At 68.2% G+C, this 18,885-nt stretch carries 16 protein-coding genes; 6 read left to right on the plus strand and 10 right to left on the minus strand.

Annotated features, from left to right (window positions below):
* Positions 1–232: 232 nt before the first annotated feature.
* The 7 genes from AC1REK_RS22835 to AC1REK_RS22865 all read right to left on the minus strand — a co-directional run bounded on the left by AC1REK_RS22835 (position 233) and on the right by AC1REK_RS22865 (position 10,990).
* Positions 233–1,276, minus strand: a complete 1,044-nt coding sequence (locus AC1REK_RS22835) for a P1 family peptidase (RefSeq protein WP_492269824.1) — start codon at positions 1,274–1,276, stop codon at positions 233–235.
* A 66-nt stretch (positions 1,277–1,342) separates the two neighbouring features.
* Complete coding sequence (locus AC1REK_RS22840; RefSeq protein ID WP_492269823.1) at positions 1,343–2,653, minus strand: NHLP bacteriocin system secretion protein; 1,311 nt, start codon at positions 2,651–2,653, stop codon at positions 1,343–1,345.
* Positions 2,650–5,208: an ATP-binding cassette domain-containing protein gene (locus AC1REK_RS22845; RefSeq protein WP_492269822.1), complete on the minus strand. Its 2,559-nt coding sequence runs from the start codon at positions 5,206–5,208 to the stop codon at positions 2,650–2,652. The genes AC1REK_RS22840 and AC1REK_RS22845 overlap by 4 nt, the downstream gene beginning before the upstream one ends.
* Positions 5,208–7,376 (minus strand): cysteine peptidase family C39 domain-containing protein, encoded by a 2,169-nt coding sequence (locus tag AC1REK_RS22850; RefSeq protein WP_492269821.1) that lies wholly within the window; start codon positions 7,374–7,376, stop codon positions 5,208–5,210. The genes AC1REK_RS22845 and AC1REK_RS22850 overlap by 1 nt, the downstream gene beginning before the upstream one ends.
* 30 nt (positions 7,377–7,406) lie before the next feature.
* Entirely contained in the window at positions 7,407–7,871 is a 465-nt protein-coding gene (locus AC1REK_RS22855; protein ID WP_492269820.1) for a hypothetical protein, read from the minus strand.
* A 39-nt stretch (positions 7,872–7,910) separates the two neighbouring features.
* Positions 7,911–8,420, minus strand: a complete 510-nt coding sequence (locus AC1REK_RS22860; protein ID WP_492269819.1) for a hypothetical protein — start codon at positions 8,418–8,420, stop codon at positions 7,911–7,913.
* A 41-nt stretch (positions 8,421–8,461) separates the two neighbouring features.
* Positions 8,462–10,990: a hypothetical protein gene (locus AC1REK_RS22865; RefSeq protein ID WP_492269818.1), complete on the minus strand. Its 2,529-nt coding sequence runs from the start codon at positions 10,988–10,990 to the stop codon at positions 8,462–8,464.
* Between the two features lie 454 nt (positions 10,991–11,444).
* Here AC1REK_RS22865 and AC1REK_RS22870 point away from each other — a divergent pair, with 454 nt between their 5' ends.
* From AC1REK_RS22870 to purU, 4 genes are all read left to right on the plus strand, one after another.
* Positions 11,445–12,119, plus strand: coding sequence for a response regulator transcription factor (locus tag AC1REK_RS22870; protein ID WP_327522340.1), 675 nt, complete (start codon positions 11,445–11,447; stop codon positions 12,117–12,119).
* Positions 12,119–13,504: a sensor histidine kinase gene (locus AC1REK_RS22875; protein WP_492269817.1), complete on the plus strand. Its 1,386-nt coding sequence runs from the start codon at positions 12,119–12,121 to the stop codon at positions 13,502–13,504. Before AC1REK_RS22870 ends, AC1REK_RS22875 begins: the two co-directional genes overlap by 1 nt.
* A gap of 108 nt (positions 13,505–13,612) precedes the next feature.
* Positions 13,613–13,891: a GNAT family N-acetyltransferase gene (locus AC1REK_RS22880; RefSeq protein WP_492269816.1), complete on the plus strand. Its 279-nt coding sequence runs from the start codon at positions 13,613–13,615 to the stop codon at positions 13,889–13,891.
* A gap of 199 nt (positions 13,892–14,090) precedes the next feature.
* Positions 14,091–14,951, plus strand: a complete 861-nt coding sequence (gene purU, locus AC1REK_RS22885; RefSeq protein ID WP_492269815.1) for a formyltetrahydrofolate deformylase — start codon at positions 14,091–14,093, stop codon at positions 14,949–14,951.
* A gap of 121 nt (positions 14,952–15,072) precedes the next feature.
* Here purU and AC1REK_RS22890 read toward each other — a convergent pair whose 3' ends face one another.
* Positions 15,073–15,735, minus strand: a complete 663-nt coding sequence (locus tag AC1REK_RS22890) for a L,D-transpeptidase (RefSeq protein WP_492269814.1) — start codon at positions 15,733–15,735, stop codon at positions 15,073–15,075.
* Between the two features lie 53 nt (positions 15,736–15,788).
* Positions 15,789–16,424 carry a DsbA family protein gene (locus AC1REK_RS22895; RefSeq protein ID WP_492269813.1) on the minus strand — a complete coding sequence of 212 codons (636 nt, stop codon included), beginning with the start codon at positions 16,422–16,424 and terminating at the stop codon, positions 15,789–15,791.
* A 161-nt stretch (positions 16,425–16,585) separates the two neighbouring features.
* On the opposite strand from AC1REK_RS22895, the gene AC1REK_RS22900 reads away from it, so the two are divergent.
* The gene (locus AC1REK_RS22900) at positions 16,586–17,248 is read left to right on the plus strand and encodes a response regulator (protein WP_492269812.1); all 663 of its coding nucleotides are present in this window, start codon (positions 16,586–16,588) and stop codon (positions 17,246–17,248) included.
* The gene (locus AC1REK_RS22905) at positions 17,245–18,573 is read left to right on the plus strand and encodes an ATP-binding protein (protein ID WP_492269811.1); all 1,329 of its coding nucleotides are present in this window, start codon (positions 17,245–17,247) and stop codon (positions 18,571–18,573) included. Before AC1REK_RS22900 ends, AC1REK_RS22905 begins: the two co-directional genes overlap by 4 nt.
* A 36-nt stretch (positions 18,574–18,609) precedes the next feature.
* Here the strand turns inward: AC1REK_RS22905 and AC1REK_RS22910 are convergent, their stop codons facing one another.
* Positions 18,610–18,837 (minus strand): cysteine rich repeat-containing protein, encoded by a 228-nt coding sequence (locus AC1REK_RS22910; protein WP_492269810.1) that lies wholly within the window; start codon positions 18,835–18,837, stop codon positions 18,610–18,612.
* Positions 18,838–18,885: the final 48 nt, after the last annotated feature.

Here is an 18,885-nt window from a genome sequence, read left to right on the forward strand (position 1 = left end):
GTCGCCGTCTCGATGGCCGCTTTATAGGAGGAACCGCTTCCGGGTGTCAACTGCCTTCGTGAAGCTTTTTAGACAGAGAATGCGATCTGCGAAATTCGGCTGTATTTCAAAAGCTTTACGGCAAAAGCGGCGACACCGCTCGAAGTCCAGAGCCGGGCACGCCCCACCGAAGTGGCCGCCTCCGGGCGGATCGGACTGGTTTGCCGATCCGGCCATGGCAACCCGGTCGGTCTCAGCAGGCTGGCGGCGCTCCCGCACCGCCAGGGTAATCGCGCCAGGCCGGCAGATCGTGCTCCGGCAGGCTCTGCGCCTGCATGATGGCGCGCGCCACGGCATGAGCCATCACCGTCGCTGCGATCGTACCGATGACCGTGACATCGGCTGCAACGCCCGTGGTCTCGTCGGGCAGCTTGCCGGTCGACAGCGCGAAGATCGTGTCGCCGTCGAACATGGTGTGGATCGGATTGATGCTGCGCGCGAAGCCGTCATGGGCCATCTGGGCGATCTTGCGCAGCTCGGCCTTGCCGAAGGGGGCATTGGTCGCGACCGCGCCGATGGTGGTGTTGGCGCCGCCGAAACCGGTGGCGCCATAGCCGCCCATCATCGCCGCGACGGTATCGCGGAAGCCCGCCCCCTCCCCGCTGCGCGCGCCGGCGAGGATGCGCCCGTTCCTGGGATCGTAGACATCGCCGACGGCGTTGACCGCGACGACCGCGCCAACGACGATCTCGGTGCCGGGCACCGTCCAGCTCGCCGTGCCGAGACCGCCCTTCATCGCGAAGCCTGGTCCGAAGAGCTTGCCGACGCTCGCACCGGCGCCGGCACCGACATTGCCTTCGGCCGACGGCTCGCCCGTGGCGGCGAGGCAGGCGGCATAGCCAGCCTCGGCATCCGGCCGGATCGAGAAATCGCCGACGCCCAGGTCCATCAGCACCGCCGCCGGCACGATCGGCACCACGCCGGCACCAATCGGGAAGCCGTGGCCCTTCTCCTCGAGATAGCGCACGACGCCGGTCGCGGCCGCCAGCCCATAGGCGCTGCCGCCAGAGAGCAGCACGGCCTGGACCTTCTGGACGTAGTTGCTGGGGTCGAGCAGGTCGGTCTCGCGCGTGCCGGGCGCCGCGCCTCGGACATCGACGCCCGCTAGCGCGCCCTCTTCGCAGAGGATGACCGAGCAGCCGGTCGGGCGCGCGGTCAGCGTATGATGGCCGACCCTGATGCCGGGCACATCGACAATGCAGCCGCCGAGAATCTCGTTTCGATGGTCAACGCGCATCGCCCTACCCTGTCCTTTTGTCACGGAGGTCCTCGTCTCCACCCGGTTCCGGCGGGTGAGAGGCGTTCAGATCGCATGGCTCCGGTTCGGCCCACGCAGCATCTCCTTCAGCGCCGGCAGGAGCAGGCCGAGCACCGAAACGCGCTCGGTCAGCACCTGCGCCTCCAGCAGGGTCCCGGCCGTGATCTGGGTGTCGGGGCCTGCCGAGGTCGTCCAGGCGAAGCCGGTGCTGGTGGATTTGTCGCGCGTCATCTCGACGGTGATCAGGAAGGGCGGGCCGCTGGCGGTCAGCTTCTTGACGAGGTCGTCATTGCGCAGGATGTGGCGCAATTGCTCGGGGCTGGCAGCGACGTCGGAGGTCTTCGAGACGACGCCCGAGATCGCGCCGAAGACATCGCGGCGAACCGAGGTCGGGTCGATCAGCGCGGTCATGCCGGTGCGGATCTTCTTGCCGTCCTTGGCCGGGACGAGCACGGCCGCGACGAGCCGCGTGCCGCCGGGCCTCAGGCCGGTGAAGCTCTCGTCGACCGGCAACAGGCTGACCAGCGCGGTGTCGAAGCGGATCAGGTCGCCCGGGAAGACCTTGAGCTCGGAGACGATGCCGTATTGCGTGCTGCGGACCACGGTGTCGGTGCGGACGCGGTCGCGCAGGCGGTCGATCTGGCGTTCCGACTGAGCCTTGCGCGTCGCCAGCGCGTGCAGCTCGCGCTCGTATTGCGCCTCGCGCTCGCGGGCCGAGAGGCTCAGGCCGAGCATCTCGCCGCGCTTGGTCGAGGTACGCTCCAGGACTTCGGCGAGGTCGGCCTTCACATGAAGATAGCGCTCGAAGGTGATGTTGCCAGTCTTGCGCAGCGCCTCCTGCCCTTCCGCCAGTTGCTGGAGCAGCACCCGGCGCTGGTCGAGCAGGTCGATCGTCTCGCGCGCATTGGCCTCCTGCTGCTTGCGGACGCCCTCGAACAGCTCGGTGGTCTGGGCCTGCAGCGCCCGAATGCGCGCCTCCTCGCGGTTGATCAGCTCGAGCTCGCTCTCGGCCAGCTTCAGCTCGGTATCGAGATTGGGCTGGACGATCCGCGCGATCTCCTGGCCCGGCACCACGCGCTGCCCGACATCCACGAGCATGTCGGTGATGCGGCCCTCATGGGCCGAGGCGACGGTGAATTCGAGCACACCCTTGGAGCTCAAGATGACGCCCGAGCCGGAGACCGTGATCGGTACCTTGATGAAGGCGGCGGCGGCGATGCCGGCGACGACGATCAGGCACAGGGTAGCGACGGCGGCGAGATAGCCGGGATTGACCAGGCGCAGGCCGCTGGCGAGTTGCTCCGGCCGCTGCAACACGGCCTCTGCCTCGGGACGGAAGACGTTCTGGTCGTTCATCTGGCTTCGCGCCCCGGGGCGTGGAAGGTGGCGTGGCGGTGCATGATCTCGCCGGGCGTGCCGGTGTCGACGACGCTGCCGCGCTCGAACAGGATCAGCCGATCGGCCTTCGCCAGCGTCGAAGGACGATGCGCCACCAGGATGCGGGTCACGGCGAGACGCTCCAGCGCGTCAAGGATGTGCTGCTGGGAGGCGCCGTCGAGCGCGCTCATCGCTTCGTCCAGCACCAGCATCGAGGGCTTTCGCGCCAGAGCCCTGGCGATCAGGATGCGCTGGACCTGGCCGGTCGAAAGGCCGGCGCCGGTCTCGCCGATGATGGTGTGCAGCCCCATCGGCAGCGCGCGCAGCTCGTCGGCGAGCCCGACCTCCACAGCATAGTCCCAGGCACCGGCGAGATCGACGCCGCTGACGCCGCGGATATTGTCGTAGATCGAGCCGGAGAAGAGCCGGCTGTTTTGCATGACGACGCCGAGATGCCGAGTGAGCTGCCGGCGGTCGAGCCCCGCAACGTCGTTGCCGTCGAGCAGGACGCGACCGGCATGAGGCCGTTCGAGCCCTGTCAGCAGGGAAAGCGCGGTCGACTTGCCGCTCCCGGAAGGGCCGACCAGACCGATGAACTCGCCGGGCGCGATGGCAAGGTCGACGTCGCTGAGCACGCGCCGCGCGCCGTAGAAGAAGCTGACCCCGCTCATCTCAACGGCGCCCGAGAGCGCTTTGACCGGCGCCCCGGAGGAGAGCGGCTCGATCTCCTGCTCGATCAGCGAACGGCCGAGCTTGGCCATCGGCATCAGCTTGGCCGCACCCATCAGCGCATGAGCCAGCTCCTTGCCTGAGCGGACCAGCCGGCCGAGCGCCATCACGAAGACGATCGCCTCGCCGGCGCCGATATGGGAAGCGGCCCCGGCATAGGCGATCGCCGCGAAGCACAGGGCGAGCACGATCATGTCCCAGAACGGCTCGATGACGGCGAGCCGGTTGGAGATCGTCGCCGAGCGCATCAGCCGGCTCTGGAAGGCGAGGAAGTTCTCGCTCCACTGGCTGAAGGCGCGCTTCTCCAGCCGCGCCGCGCGCACGATCGGCACGAGCCGCACGAGATCGTAGACGAAGGCGAGGACGATGACGTCCATGCGCTCGCCCTCGTAGATCGCCTTGAACTGGGCCCAGCCGATCAGGGCGGTGATCCCGAGCAGGACGAGCACCAGCGCGATCGCGACGAGTCCGGCGGCCGGAGAGACGAAGGCGACGAGTGCGGCCGCCGCGAGCCCGTTCACCAGTGCCAGCATGCCGTTGGTCGCGAAGGCGAGCAGCGAGCGGCGGAATTTCTCGACCGTCTCCATCTGCGTGGCGAGGATCAGCGTGGTCGAGGCGCGCAGCGCAGCTGGCGGCAGGCGCAGCAGGCGGTCGACCATCGCGGCATGCAAAGCGAGCCCGGAACGGCCCTGGGCCCGCAGCTCCGCCAGCCGCCCGATCACGAAGAACGAGGTCTCGGCCATGAGCGCCACCGCAAGAATGGCGAGCAGATCGGCGAGGAAGACCGTGTCTGCGGTGTGGACGGCGATGTTGGCGATCTGCTCGGAGGCGATCGGCGTCAAGAGGGCCAGCAGCGCGCCGATGATGCCGCAAGCCGCCAGAAGCGCGAAATCCCAGGCGCTGTCGCGCAGGCCGAAACGGGTGATCTCGCGATAGCTCAGCTTGCCGGCCGGCAAGGTCGCATAGAAGGCGAAAGCCTCCGGCGCGAAGCTATGCCAATCCGCGGCCTGCAGCAGGCGCGGCTTCGCATCGGTTTCGGGATCCTCGACCAGGAAGCCGCCGCGCAGGCGCGGTCGCAGGATCAGCGGACGCTGCCGGCTGTCGAAGACGAGGAAGGGTCCGTCGCCCTCCGGCTCCGCACCGGTGTCGAGCCGGATCGGGCGCGGGCGCAGGCCATGGGTCGCGGCGAAACGCTCGATGAAATCGTCACGGCTTTCACCATCACGCTCACGGATCGGCAGCGGCTTGATCCGCTTTGCCTCGACCAGCCGGGTCGCGGCGATCGCGAGTGGGCTGTGCACCCCCGCGGGCACGCGCCTGAAGCGGCCGGCGAGCAGGCGATCGAAGCCGCCGAGCGTCTCGGTGAAAGCCTTGTCGCTGCGCCGCGCTTGGGCATTCGCTTCCGATACGCTGCGCCGCTGTTCGGCCTCTGAGCCCTCGGCGAGGATGGCGAGCAGCCTGTCCGTCTCGCGCGCATAGGTCTCGACATCCTCGGGATGGGCGAACGCGCCGGCGGGCGTCCCGGTCGCTCGCGACAGCGCCTCGAGCCAGAGGATCGCACCATCGATGTCGCCGCCCGGATCGAGCGTCGCGCCACGGCCGGCCCTGACGAAGAAGCGCGCTTCGGCCGGCCGCGCCGGCAGCAGCGCGCCGACGGGGAGCGCCGCGACGAAGCGCTGCCGGCCGTCCGGCAGCGCAAGATAAAGATCGGCCTCGCCCTCGCCGAGCGTGACGGGGGTGTCCTCGGTCAGCTCGTAGGTCTGGCGAGGGGCGAGGCGGAGCGAGGGCGGCGAAGCGACCTCCATCAGGCATCCTCCGCCATGGCTTCGCGCAGCGCGGCTGTGGCTCCCTCCGAGGCCTGGTAGGCTCCCTCGATGTCGAGCGGGAACAGTCTGCCCTGGTGCAAACCCTCGACCCGGTCGAGATGGCGGATCGCGCTCGCACGGTTGGTGAGCAGGATCATGGTGACGCCGCGCCGGCGCAGATTGCCGAGAATGCGGGCCTCGGTCGCCTCGTCGAGCGCGCTTGTGGCGTCGTCCAGGACCAGGATGTCAGGGCGGACGACGAGGGCGCGGGCGAGCGCGAGGCGCTGGCGCTCGCCGCCGCTGAAGCCGCCGCCGCCTTCGCCGATCAGCCCGTCGACCCCGCCCGGCCGGCTGGCGACGGCTTCGGCGATCTCGGCATCGTCGAGCGCACGCTGGATTTCTGCATCGTCGGCCTTGTCGTTCCAGAGGGTCAGCGCAGCGCGTAGCGAGCCGGCCGGCAGGAAGGGCTGCTGGTCGACATAGCCGACGCCGAGCCCGGCCGGACGCCAGTCGCCGGCGCGGGTTTCGAACGAGACCTCGCCGCTGACGGGCGCGACCAGCCCGGTCAACAGGCGGGCAAGCGTGCTCTTGCCGCTGCCGGAGGCCCCCATGATGCCGACGCATTCGCCGGGCTCGACCGAGAGCTGGAGATCGCGCAACAGGACCTCGCCATTGGAATAGCCGAAGGCGACGTCGCGCAGCCGGATGCGGCCGGTCGCCGCCGGGGCTTCGTCCGCGAGCCGGTCCGCTTCCACGACCGCGCCGGCCGAACCATGGTCGAGCGCATCGCCGAGCCGCCCGATCGCCGCCGAGGACTGGCCGATCGCGGTGCTGATCCCGGTCAGCGCCCCCAGGGCCGAGGAGAACAGCGAGGCCAGCATCAGGAAGCCGAGCAGCGTGCCCAGCGTCATCTCGGTCTTGATGACCAGCAGGGCGCCAAGGCCGAGCACCGCCAAGGTCGTCGCCCGGCTGCCGAGATAGGGCAACGCGGCGAGCAGGCGGATGGTGCGGCCGTTCTCCTGCTCCGAATTCACCAGCCGGGCCTGGGCCTCCAGCATCCGGTTGAAGAGCAGGCCTTCGCCGCCCCCTGCCCTGGCCTGCTCCAGCAGCGCCGTGCCCTGCACGGCCGCGGCATGGGCATGGCCCGCCGCCATCTGCAGATGCACCGCCCGCTCCTCGACGCGCTTGCGCACCAGGCGCAACACGGAAAATTCGAGCACTGCGAACAGGACCATGACCCCGGTCAGCCAGAGATCATAGGCGAGCATGACGAGGAGATAGCCGAGCATGGCGAGAAGATGCGTCGCCATCTGCGCCATCGGGCCCGAGGCGATTCCCGCAAGCTGCGCCGCGAGCTGCGGCCGGCTCGAAATCTCGACGGCGCTGCGCCTTACGAAGAACTCATAGGGCAAGCGGAACAGGCGCCAGACGAACACCGCCGAAACCGCAGCGCCGATCTTGGTCTGCAGCAGCAGGAGACCGCGCGTATAGACGGCCGCGAGCGCAGCATGCAGCGCGCCTACGGCGATCAGCCCACCGAGCAAGGGCAAAAGCCAGTCGCCGCGCCCCTGGACCAGATAGTCGTCGACGAAGACCCGGGTCAGGCCCGGCACCAGCACGCCGAGCGCAACCATGGTCGCGCTGACCAGGATGACCGAGGCGAACATGCCGCCCGAACCGCGCAGCAGCCCCGCAAGGCGCCGGCTGGTCGCCGGCGGCTTTGGCGTCGGGCGGAATTCGGGGCCGGGACGGAAGGCCAGCGTCACGCCGGTGAAGCGCCGCCCGAATTCCTCGCGGCCGATCTCGCGTCGGCCATGGGCGGGGTCGTTGACGGTGAAGCCGCGCCGGCCGATCGCCTCCAGCACGACGAAATGGTTGAAGTCCCAGAACAGGATCTGCGGCAGCGGCAGATCGGCGAGGTCCTCGACCTCGCGGCTATAGGCGCTGGCCTCCAGTCCGCGACGCCCGGCCGCCTCGACGATATCGGCGGCCGACACGCCGTCGCGCGAGACACCGCAACTGTCCCTGACGGCATCGAGCGTCTCCCAGCGCCCGAAGGCGACGAGAACCATGGCGAGGCAGGCCGCCCCACATTCCGCAGCCTCCATCTGCAGGACGGTCGGAACCGGTCCGGCGCGCCTGACTGGCCCAGGGCCGCGTTCAGCCATGGCGGCCTTCCGGCAGCAGAGCTGCAACCATCATTTCGCGATTGCCCGCAGCGCCGCGAAGCCGATCTCGATCTGCTCGGCGCTCGAAGCGCCGCGCTCGGCGGCCTTGGCCAGTTCGACATAGGCCGCCTTGAGGGCGTCGTCCGGATAGTCCGGGACCGGCCCGCCTGCGCGCTGCGCCACCTGCTTCTCGAGGTCGACCACGGTCAGGAAGGCGACGAGCCTCGTCTTGCCCTCCGCCAGGACGTTGTCGAAATAGCCGATGGTCAGCACGCGCCTGGCGGCCTTGTAGGCCTCGTCGAGCGACGCCGCCGGAGGGTCGGCGTCCTTGGCCATGGCAGCGGCGCCGATCTTGCCGATCCACTCGGCCTGCGAGGCCGACCAGCCATCGGCCTTAGCCCGGCGGCTCAGCGTCTCCTCGACCGAGGTGCCGGGCTGCTCGGCCTGGACCAGGACCGGCGGCTGCGGAGGCATGGCGAACGGCACGAACATCATCTTCTCATCCTTCCGCAGCGGAATCCGGCGAACGCCGGATCAGCTCAGGCCGCGCTCGCTCAGCTCACGGATCACGCCATAGCCGGTGGCGATCTGATCCTCGGTGGAAAGCCCCTTCTCCGCCGCCGCCTCGACCGCACGGCAGGCCTCGAGCAGGATCGGGTCCGGATAGTCCGGCGGCGCATCGCCGCGCCGCTCGGCGACCTGCTTTTCGAGGTCGATCACGGTCAGGAAGGCGGTGTAGCGGTTCTTGCCCTCGTCGAGAGCGTTGTCGAAATAGCCGGCGGCGAGCTTGCGCCGGGCGAAGGCATAGGCCTGTTCCAGCGCCTCGGTGCCCGGCACGCCATCGGCCACCGCCTGGAAAAGCGGCTGCTTGGCGAGCTTGTCGAGCCAGTCGGCCTGCGACTTCGACCAGCCCTCGGCCTCGGCCCGCTCAAGGATCTTCTTGCGTGAGCTGGCATCGAGCTCGGCGGCGGCCGGCGGCAGGTCACGCGCCAGCTCGGCCTTGTAGGCGGCGATCTCCTCGGGAGAACTCTTGTCGTTGATCATCGCTCATCCTCTCGATTGTGCGTGGCGACGCGCAGCGCGCCTCAGCTGAACAGGCCGCGGAAGAAGCCGCCAACCGGGTTGTTGGTCAGATGGCCGAGGACCTTCGCACCGAAATTGCCCTTTTCGATGTCGCGGGCCGCATCCTGCATCGCCTGCTTGACGTTGCTCTCGATCTTGAAGTTGAGCTGAAGGCCGATGCCGAGCGCGGCCCCGACATTCAGGCTTGCGGCGACCTTGCCGTCCTTGATCTCGAAATCGCCGTCGAGCTTGGCGCCGATCTTGCCGATATAGGCACCGGCGCCGATGTCGGCCCCGCCATTCTTGCCGTGGAAGCCGGTCGTGCCCTCGACGCCGACTCCGGCCGAAGCCTCGGCGCCGACGCCGATCTTGGCCTTGACCTTGCCGTCCTTGGCGAAGGGATTGAAGGTGACCTCCGCCTCCGCCTTCGCCTCTGCCTTCGCCTTGGCGTAGACCTCGAGATCGTTGCGGATGGTGTGGTCGCCGACCTTGGTCTCGCTGGTCAGGTTCGCCTTCACCGAGGCCTCGACCGAGGCCTTGGCCTGCAGCGACAGCCCATCGAAGCCGAGGCGCGCACCGGCCTTGGCATTGGCCTCGGCATGGGCGGTGGCCGCGATGGTGTGCTTGTGCTCGACATCGCCGAACTTGGTGGTGTGCGAGTGGCTGGCCTCGGCATGGGCCGTGACCTTGGTCGCGGCTTCGGCGCTGACGCTGTTGGCGGTCACCACCGCCTTGGCGCTGTTCTCGAAGGACGCGCCGGCATAGGCCTTGTTGGTGACGGTGGTCGAGACGCCATTGCCGTGGTCGGTCGTCTTGCTGTCCTCGATGCCGGCCTCGGCACGGATGTTCCAATAGGCGCTCGCCCCGCGACCGACGCCGTTGGTGTAGGTGGTGGTGCCGTTCTCGGTCTTCACCTGAGCAACGGTGGTACGCTCCTTGGTGACGTCGCCGTCAGTCGTCTTGACCTTGGTGATGCCGCCGGCGAGCACGTTCTCGTGGTCGGTGCTGTACAGCTTGCCGGCCGCCTTGGCGGCGTCCTTGTCGGCCTGCTCGAGCAGCTTCGAGCCGTATTCGTTGGCCTTGCCCCAGCCCTTCTCGGCCACCGAGCGAACCTGGTCAGCGCGGCCCGGCTTCGGCGGCTCGACGCTCTTCGTCGCCGTCTGCTTCGGCATGGTGTCGGCGCGGGGACGGGTTTCCTCGGCCTTGTCCTTCACGGTCTTGACCGGGTTGGCGCCGACCGAGTTCGAGCGTTCCTTGCCGGCGCCCTCGCCCGCGGCCTTCTTGGCGGCGGCCTGGGTCGCGGCCTCGCCGCTGAGCTTCTCCTTCGAGCCCTGGAGCTGCTGCTTCGCCTCGGCGAACTTCTTCTGGGCGGCCTCGGAGGCCGCCTTGGTCGCGGCTTCCTTGGCCTTGGCGTCGTTGTGGGCAGCGGTGGTCTTCTCGACCTGGTTCTGGCTGACCGCCTCGCGGTAGAGCGCATCGCCGTGCGCCTTGACCGCCTCCTTCATCTGGGCGGGGTCCTGCTTGGCGGCAGCGAGCTTGACCCCGGCCTCGGTGCCCGGGACCCTTGCCTTGGCGATATCGCGCTCGGACTCGGCGAGCCGCTTGGCCTCCCCGGTCTTGGCCTGCGAGTTCTGCGCGTCCTTATGCGCCTTGTCCGCGTCGCGCATGTCCTTGAGCGGATTCTCGTCAGCCTTCTTCTGCTGCCGGGCCTGCTCCTGCAGTTCGGCCTTCTTGTCGACCGCCTGCTTGGCCTTGGCCGCATCCCACTTGTCGGTGAGCTTCTTCTGGGCCTCGGCCTTCTCCGCCTTCTCGACTTCCGCCTTGGCAGCGTCGCGCGCCGGGGTGGAGACGGAGGACTCCCATTTCTGGGTGGTCTTCCCGGTGGCGGGATCCTTGACCGGGACGGTCTTGACCTCGGCCTTGGCATAGGTGTCGGAGACCGCGAGCTTGCCGGCGGGCGCCGCAGTCTTGCCGGTGGCGTTCTTGCGGAAGTTATCCTCGACATCCCGGCTGAAATCCGGCTGGCCCTTCTTGCCGCCCTGGATTTCCTGCAGCTGCGCGTCGAGCTGCTTGAACAACGGATCGCCCGCCTGCGCCTTTGCCGCGACCTGGGCCGGGGTCAGGTTCTCCTTCGCCCTTGTCTCCTGGTTCGACATCACGATCCTGACGCCGTCGGCGTCGCCCTTCTGACCCCAGGCGACGAAAGTGACCCTGGCGTCGGAAGGCGACTTGCCCGGGCTCTTCGAGCCGGACTCGACGACCAGCCGCAGGTCGAAGCGCTTATCCTCGCCGTAATTGACCTTGCTCTCCAGCACCGTCGCCGCAGGCTTGGCGGCCGAAGCCTTGTCGCTGGTGGTCGCATCGAGCTTGACCTGCGGCGCGACGGGCGGCGCCACGTCCTGCTTGCCGGCCGTCAGGGCGATCGCGAAATCACCGTCGATATGCTTCTTCTCATTGGGGTTGGCGCCGCCGACGATCGATTTCAGCACGTCGAGCGAAATGGAGTCTTCCTGCCGACGCGACCTGCCGCCTCGATCGTGTGTCTGCGTCATGTCCGAACACGCGACGTTGGCCGCGTTCTCCCTCGTTGAGCCAATACCCGGTTGCCGTTGCTGCGCTTCTTGTTTTTGTCGGCTCAGGACCTGCGATCCCGGCCGATAATGACTGCCGAAGCACTAGCGGCGGACAGATTGCCGTTGAGTTAAAAACTCGGATTTCCTTGCATTTCGATGACGCAACAGCGCCCTGCGATAGGCAAAAGCTAGAAGACGGCGCTTACATCAACCTTACGGAAGCGAACGTCCGCAGCCCCGCCATCAACGAGCGCGCCGGCAGCTCGCGGCTCGGAAAGCCGGGCCACTCAACGAGCGGCGCTCGGCCGGAGCGCGCGCCATTTGCGATTGTTCAACGTTTGGACGGCTTATCTGGGCGCGCGTTTTTGGGCGGAATCGCCGGGGATCACTGAGCGAGCCTCATCCCGGCAGGAGAGCGGGGGCCAGACAGCTTGTGAGACTGCTGCTCATCGAAGACAATGAAGACCTCGCCAAGCTGATCGGCAGCCAACTGGAAGCCGGCGGCTACGGCGTCGACCGGGTCGATAGCGTCGCGGACGCGATCGCGGTGCTGGATTCCCGCAACTACACCGCCATGATCCTCGACCTCGGCCTGCCCGACGGTGACGGGCTGAAGGTGCTGCGTCATGTCCGCAGTCAGCAGCTTCCCCTGCCGGTGCTGATCCTCAGCGCGCGCGGCGCCATGGACGAGCGGGTCAAGGGCCTGGAACAGGGCGCCGACGACTATCTCGCCAAGCCCTTCGCCTTCGAGGAACTCAAGGCCCGGCTGGCGGCCCTGCTGCGTCGGCCCGGCGCTCTTCTCGGGGCACAGCTGACCGTGAGCAACCTCGTCTTCGACACCCACGGGCGGCAGGCGAGCGTCGAGGAGAGACCCCTCGCCTTGTCGGCGCGCGAGACCCAGCTGCTCGAATTGCTGATGCGCCGCGCCGACAAGATCGTGCCAAAAAGCTCGGTGGAGGACCAGCTCTTCGGCCTCGACGACGAGTTCGGCTCCAATGCGGTCGAGGTCTATATTCACCGGCTGCGCAAGCGCCTGCAGGACGGCAAGGCGGCCGTGACGATCAACACGGTGCGGGGCGTCGGCTATGTGCTGACCGCGGTGGCCTGATGCGACCCGGCCGCAGCCTGCTGTCGAAGATCTTCCTGCTCCAGGCGGCGGTCCTGTGCCTGGCCGCCCTCGCGGTGCCGGTTGCTATCGATGCGATGCTGCAGCGGCGCGCCTCCTTTTTTGAGGGCAAGGTCCTGACGGATCGGGCACGGCTGATCGCGGAGGCGCTGGTCGCAGCGCCCGATGGCGGCCTGACGTTGGCACCCGGGCGTTATTCGCGGGAAGGCGAAAGCGGCGAGTTCGGCTATGCGGTGGTCGAGGCGACGGGCGAGGTGCGCGTAACCTCCTCCTCCTTCGCCAAGCGCCTGCTGACCCATCTCGACCGCGGCGAGCAGCCCAAGTTCTTCTCGCTGGCCGAGGGCGGACGCCAGTACCGGGCGGTGAGCTTCCCGGTGACGGTCGAAGACCGACCCTACTGGGTCATTCTCGGGTGGAACCTCAGCCAGGAGGACGTGATCCACGACGATCTGCTGCACAACTTCCTGTGGAGCGCCCTGGCCGTCGCGGTGCCGCTGCTCCTTCTGCTGCTGGCCTTGAACGCGCTGATCGTGAAGCGCTTCTTCCGCCCGGTGCTCGACGTCTCCCGGCGAGTGGCGGCACTCGATCCGGCGCGCAGCGACGCGCGTCTCGCGACGACCGACCTGCCGGCCGAAGTGCTGCCGCTCGCCGAGGCCTTCAACGTCGCACTGACCCGAGTCGAGCAGAGTTACAAGGTCCAGAAGGAGTTCACCGCCGACGCCGCTCATGAGCTGCGCACGCCGCTGGCGGTGCTGGATGCGCGCTTGCAGACCCTGCCGGCATCCGAGGAGCGGACAGCCCTGCTCGCGGATGCTCGACTGATGGCCCGCATCGTCAACCAGCTGCTCGACATGGCGACGCTCGAGCAGGAGAACCGGGCGGCCGGAGAGACTGACCTGCTCGATGTCAGCCGCTCCGTGGTCGGGGACCTCGCGATCGAGGCCATCAAGAAGGGGCAATCGCTCGGGCTGGTCGAGCCTGAAGGGCTGTCCAGCCTGCGTGTTCAGGCGCATGAGCAGGATGTCTGGCACATGCTGCGCAACCTGGTGGAGAACGCCATCCGGCATACACCGGCCGGCACCACGATCGACGTCGTCCTGGGCAAGGATGGCAGCCTGACCGTGCAGGACGATGGCCCGGGGATCCCGGAGGATTTGCACGAGCACATCTTCAAGCGCTTCTGGCGGCGCAAGCGCAGCGGCGGTTCCGGCGCCGGTCTCGGCATGGCGATCGTCCAGCGCGTCGCCCAGTCCAATGGCGGCTCGATCACGCTGCGCTCGGCCGAAGGCCAGGGAACCGCCTTCATCATTCGCCTGCCGCTGGCGCAAGGAGCCGAAGCCGCCGCGGAACTCTCCCGCTCGCGCTGAGCCAGGCCCTGCGTTCATGAGGGTTGACGCGCCCGGTGCGCTGCTGGTCACCTGCCACTGCGAACCGCCCGCGGCGGTGCGCTGACCAGATCCACAGGAAGGCTTCCGATGGACAACCCCGTCGTCGACAGACCGGACCAGAGCCGCTTCGAGCTGGCGATCGGCGACGAGCTCGCCCTCGCCTATTACCGGATCGAAGGCGACCGGATCGTCCTCACCCATACCGAAGTCCCCCAGGCGCTCTCGGGCCAGGGTGTCGGCTCGCGTCTGGCGAAGGGTGTATTCGAGCGGATCCGGGCGAGCGGACGCAAGGTCGTGCCGCGCTGTTCCTTCATGGCCGGCTGGGTGAGCCGGCATCCGGAATACAACGACATCCTCGACGGTTAGGCCGCGTCAGCGAGCCTCACCCTCGGGGCCTGCACAAACCTTGCGGAGCGCCGGGCAGAGCCGGTAGGTGGGCGACGCCGTCCAGGCGCGCGACGAAACCCGTGCGAACAGCCGGCATCCCATGCCGACCGCAGCGCCCGCCGGCGCTGCGGCAGCCGCCCCTCGACATCCGGGGGGCGTCGACCTCGAGAGCCCTTTCATGCCGACCGAACAGTACCTGCTGACCCTTTCATGCCCCAACCGCCCGGGCATCGTCGCCGCCGTGTCGCGCCATCTCTTCGAATGCGGCGGCAACATCCAGGAGGCCAACCAGTTCGACGATGTCGAGACCGGCGACTTCTTCATGCGCGTCGTCTTCAATTTCCCGGAAGGCGGTTCCCTCGCGCAGTTCCGCGAGGGCTTCGGCCCGATCGCCGAGCGCCATGCGATGAGCTGGCATGCAAGGCCGCGTCGCGAGCGCCAGCGCGTGCTGCTGCTGGTCTCGAAATTCGACCATTGCCTGGCCGACCTGCTCTATCGCTGGCGCACCGGCGAGCTCGACATGGAGATCGCCGGCATCGTCTCGAACTATCCGCGCGAGATCTACCAGCACCTCGATTTCGAAGGCATCCCCTTCCACCATCTGCCGATCAGCAAGGACACCAAGCCGCAGCAGGAAGCGCAGATCTGGGCGCTGGTGCAGGAAGCGCGCGCCGACCTCGTCATCCTCGCCCGCTACATGCAGGTGCTGTCCGACGATCTCGCCGGCAAGCTCGCGGGACGCTGCATCAACATCCACCACTCCTTCCTGCCGGGGTTCAAGGGCGCCAAGCCCTATCACCAGGCGCATTCGCGCGGGGTGAAGCTGATCGGGGCCACAGCGCATTACGTGACGGCCGATCTCGACGAGGGGCCGATCATCGAGCAGGACATCGAGCGCATCAGCCATCACGACACACCCGAGGATCTGGTCCGCAAGGGCCGCGACATCGAGCGGCGCGTCCTGGCCCGCGCCGTCGCCTGGCATCTCGACGGGCGCGTCCTCGGCAATGGCAGCAAGACCGTGGTCTTCCGGGACTGACGCCCAAGCCTCGACGGACGCCGCAAGGCACAAAGGCAAAGGGAGCAGACCGAGGGCTGCTCCCTTTTTGTAAGGCAGGCGTTGTTCCGGCGCGTCGAGGACAGCGCCCGGGATCGCGGCCCTACAGAACGACCACCTTCGAACCGCTGGGTATGCGGTTGTAGAGGTCGATCACGTCCTGGTTCATCATGCGGATGCAGCCGGAGGAGACGGCTTCGCCGATCGTCTCGGGCTCGTTGGTGCCGTGGATGCGGTAGAGCGTGTCCTGGCCGTTCTTGAACAGATAGAGCGCGCGGGCTCCGAGCGGGTTGTTCTCGCCGCCGGCCATGCCGCCCGCCCATTTGGCGTAGCGCTGCGGCTCGCGCCGGATCATGTCCCGCGTCGGCGTCCAGCGCGGCCATTGCGCCTTGCGCTCGACCACCGCCGTGCCGCTGAATTCGAGCCCGGCCTTGCCGACGCCGACGCCATAACGCAGCGCCTTGCCGCCCTCCTGCACCAGATAGAGGAACCGGTTTTTCGGATCGACGATCAGCGTGCCGGGCTCGTGCTTAGTCCGGTAGTCGACGAGCTGGCGGACATATTGCGGCTGCAGGTCCTCCAGATTGACCGCCGGGATATTGAACTTCTCGGTCTCGACCGCGCTGTAGCGTTGCGCCACCAGCGGGTCGATGGCAGGCAAGGCGGCGACCTGTGGCGGCGGCGGCCGCACCGTGGTGCAGGCGGCCGCCGACAGGGCAAGGGCGATGACGGCGAGGCGCTTCGCCGACAGGAGGGCGCGGATCATGCGAGGCTTTCGGCTAAGGACGTGGGAAGTCGGGGTGAGCGGCCGGGGCGCGACTATTTCTTGGCCTGCCGGGCGCGGGCATCGGCCACGGCCTGCTTGAAGCCGTCATAGTCCAGCGTCGAGGTCCGGAACGGGCCGATGAGATAGGCCGGCGTGCCTTCGAGGCCGATGGCGTCGGCCTGGGCGAGATGACGCCGGAGCAGCGCGGTGATCGCATCCGACTTCGCCTTGAGATCGGCCTGGAGCCTCGTCATGTCGACGCCGGCCGCCTGGATCGCGCCAAGGATCTTGTCCTTGGGAATTCGCATGCTCGGCAGCGACATCAGCGCATGGTGCACGGTCTCGTACTTGCCCTGGTAATGCGCACCGAGCGCAAGCTGGGCGCCGTAGACCGAGGCGTCGCCCAGGATCGGCCAGTCCTTGTAGACCAGCCTGATCCTGCCGTCGGTCTTGACGATGCGGGCGAGATCGGGAGCCGTCTTCTTGCAGTAGGGGCAGTTGTAGTCGAGGAAGGCGGCGATGGTGACGTCGCCCTTCAAATTGCCGCCATTGGGCGCTTCGGGATCGTTGAGCACCGCATCGGCGCCGGTCTCCACCGCCCAGGCCGAAGAGGCTCCCAGCAGCATCGGGACGCTGGTCATGGCGAGACCGGAGACGGCCAGTCGGGCGAGAGCAGTGCGGCGGTTCATCGGCATCTCCAGCAGGACGAGATGGTCGGACCCGACGTCCGGCGGCAAGATGCCGGCCAGACATTGGCGACCTTTCGATCGGTTGAAGCCGCCCTGTCGAAGCTCCAGCTTAAGCCAGCCTTAAGGCTGGGCTGTCTGGTCGCGGGCGAAGGAGCGAGCGCATGCGCATTCTCGTGGTCGAGGACGACCCGATCCTCGCCGACGGCCTCGCGGTCGGCCTCGGCCTTGCCGGAATGACCGTCGACTGGGTGGAGACCTGCGCCGATGCCCGCGCCGCGCTCGCGACCTCGACCTTCGACGCCATGGTGCTCGACCTGATGCTGCCCGACGGCTCGGGGTTGGACGTGCTCGGCGAGATGCGCCGGCGCGGCGACCGGACCCCGATCCTGCTGCTGACCGCGATGGACGACACGCCCGACCGCGTCCGCGGCCTCGACAGCGGCGCCGACGATTATCTCGGCAAGCCCTTCGACCTCGACGAGCTGAGCGCGCGCGTCCGGGCGATCGCCCGGCGCGGCAATGGCCGGGCGGCGCCCTGCCTGACCGCCTGCGGCGTCATGCTCGACCCTGCCAGCCTCTCCGCGACGCTGAACGGGGCAGCGCTCAGCCTCTCGCGCCGCGAGTTCGCGGTGCTCTCGGCCCTCATGGAACGTCCCGGCATCGTGCTCTCGAAACCGGAGATCGAGGACCGGCTCTATGGCTGGCAGGAAGAGATCGAGAGCAATGCGGTGGAGGTCCATATCCACCATCTGCGCGCCAAGATCGGGCGTGACACGATCGAGACGGTGCGCGGCCTCGGCTACCGGATCAGGGCGACCTCATGAACTCGCTGCGCGGACGGCTCTTTGCGATCCTGCTGACGGCGACCGGCGTGATCTGGCTCTCGGCCGTGGCCTGGATCTATTCGAACACGCATCGCGAGCTCGAGCATGTCCTCGACACGCGCCTGCAGGAAGCGGCGCGGATGGTGAACTCGCTGGTCGGAAGCGCCAATATGACGGTCGCCATGGCCGCCCTGCCCGGCCCGCAAGCCGAAGCCCTGGGCTATGAGCGCCAGCTCTCCTGCCAGATCTGGTCCTTCGACGGCCGCCTGATGGCGCGCTCGAGCGGCACGCCGCATGGCCGCCTGACCGAGGTTCCCTCGGGCTTCTCCGACCGCATCGTCGATGGCGAGCCCTGGCGCGTCTACACCGTCGCCAACGAGGCGGCCGGGATCCATATCATGGTCGGCGACAGGCTCGGCCTGCGCGATCGTCTGGTTTCGGAATTGATCAAGGGGCTGCTCGCTCCCGCCCTGCTGATCGCGCCCCTGCTCGGACTGCTGATCTGGATCAGTCTCGGCCGCGGGCTGCGCCCGCTACGGGCGATGGCGCATGACGTCGGCACCCGCGATGCCGACGATATGAGTCCGGTCGACGCCGCCCATGCGCCCGCCGAAGTGAAGCCGCTGGCCCAGGCGCTGAACGGGCTCTTCGCCAAGGTCGAGACGGCGCGCCGGCACGAGCGCGAGGTCACCGCCTTCGCCGCGCATGAGCTGCGCACACCGCTGGCGGGACTGAAGACGCAGGCTCAGATCGCGATGGCGACCGAGGATCCGGCGGTGCGGCAGGGAGCGCTGCAGCAGATCGTGCTGTCGGTCGACCGGACGACGAGACTGGTTCGGCAATTGCTGGCGCTGGCGAAACTCGATGCGAACGGTCCGGCCCCGGCCCGGGAAGCCCTGCAGGCGGGCGCGCTCTTCGACGAGATCACCGACAGCGCGCCCGGCATCGCGCAGCAGGTCTCGATCTCGCTCGATCCTGCCCTCCGAAGCGTGACGATCCGGGCCGGACGTGAACTCCTGACCCTGGCGCTGCGGAATCTGCACGAGAACGCGGTCCAGCATTCGCCGGCCGGCGGCAGGATCGTCTGGCGGGCAACCGCGAGCGGTCACGGCATCGCCATCGAGGATGAGGGGCCGGGGATTCCCGAGGACGAGATGGCACTCGTCACGCAGCGCTTCTTCCGCGGCCGGCACAAGAGCCCGATCGGCACCGGGCTCGGCCTCGCCATCGCCGATGCCGCCGCCAGGCGCCTGGGCGCCGCGCTGCGGTTGAGCAATCGGGCGGATCGCTCGGGCCTGCGAGCCGAGATCGAGATCGGCCCCTGAGCCATCGCGATCTCAGCCTTCAGAAGCCGCGCCCACTCAACCGCCGCGGGCTTCGACCACCTTGCGACAGCCATCCGAGAGCTTCGCCTTGTTGTCGCGCAGGCAGGCGTTCATCTGCGGGGGCTTGCCGACGAAAGAAGCGCAGAACTTCATCGCATCCGAGCGGCAGGCCGCGCGCTCCTGTGCGGTGGGTTCTCCCTGGGCGTGCGCGCCTGAAGCGCCGAGCAGCAGAATGGCGCAGGCGACGAGAAGAGACCTGTTCATCGGACCGTCCTTTCACCGTGAGCATCCGGCCCGGGCGGTCCGGGCGGG

Source organism: Allobosea sp. GW823-FHT02B03 (assembly GCF_058797755.1).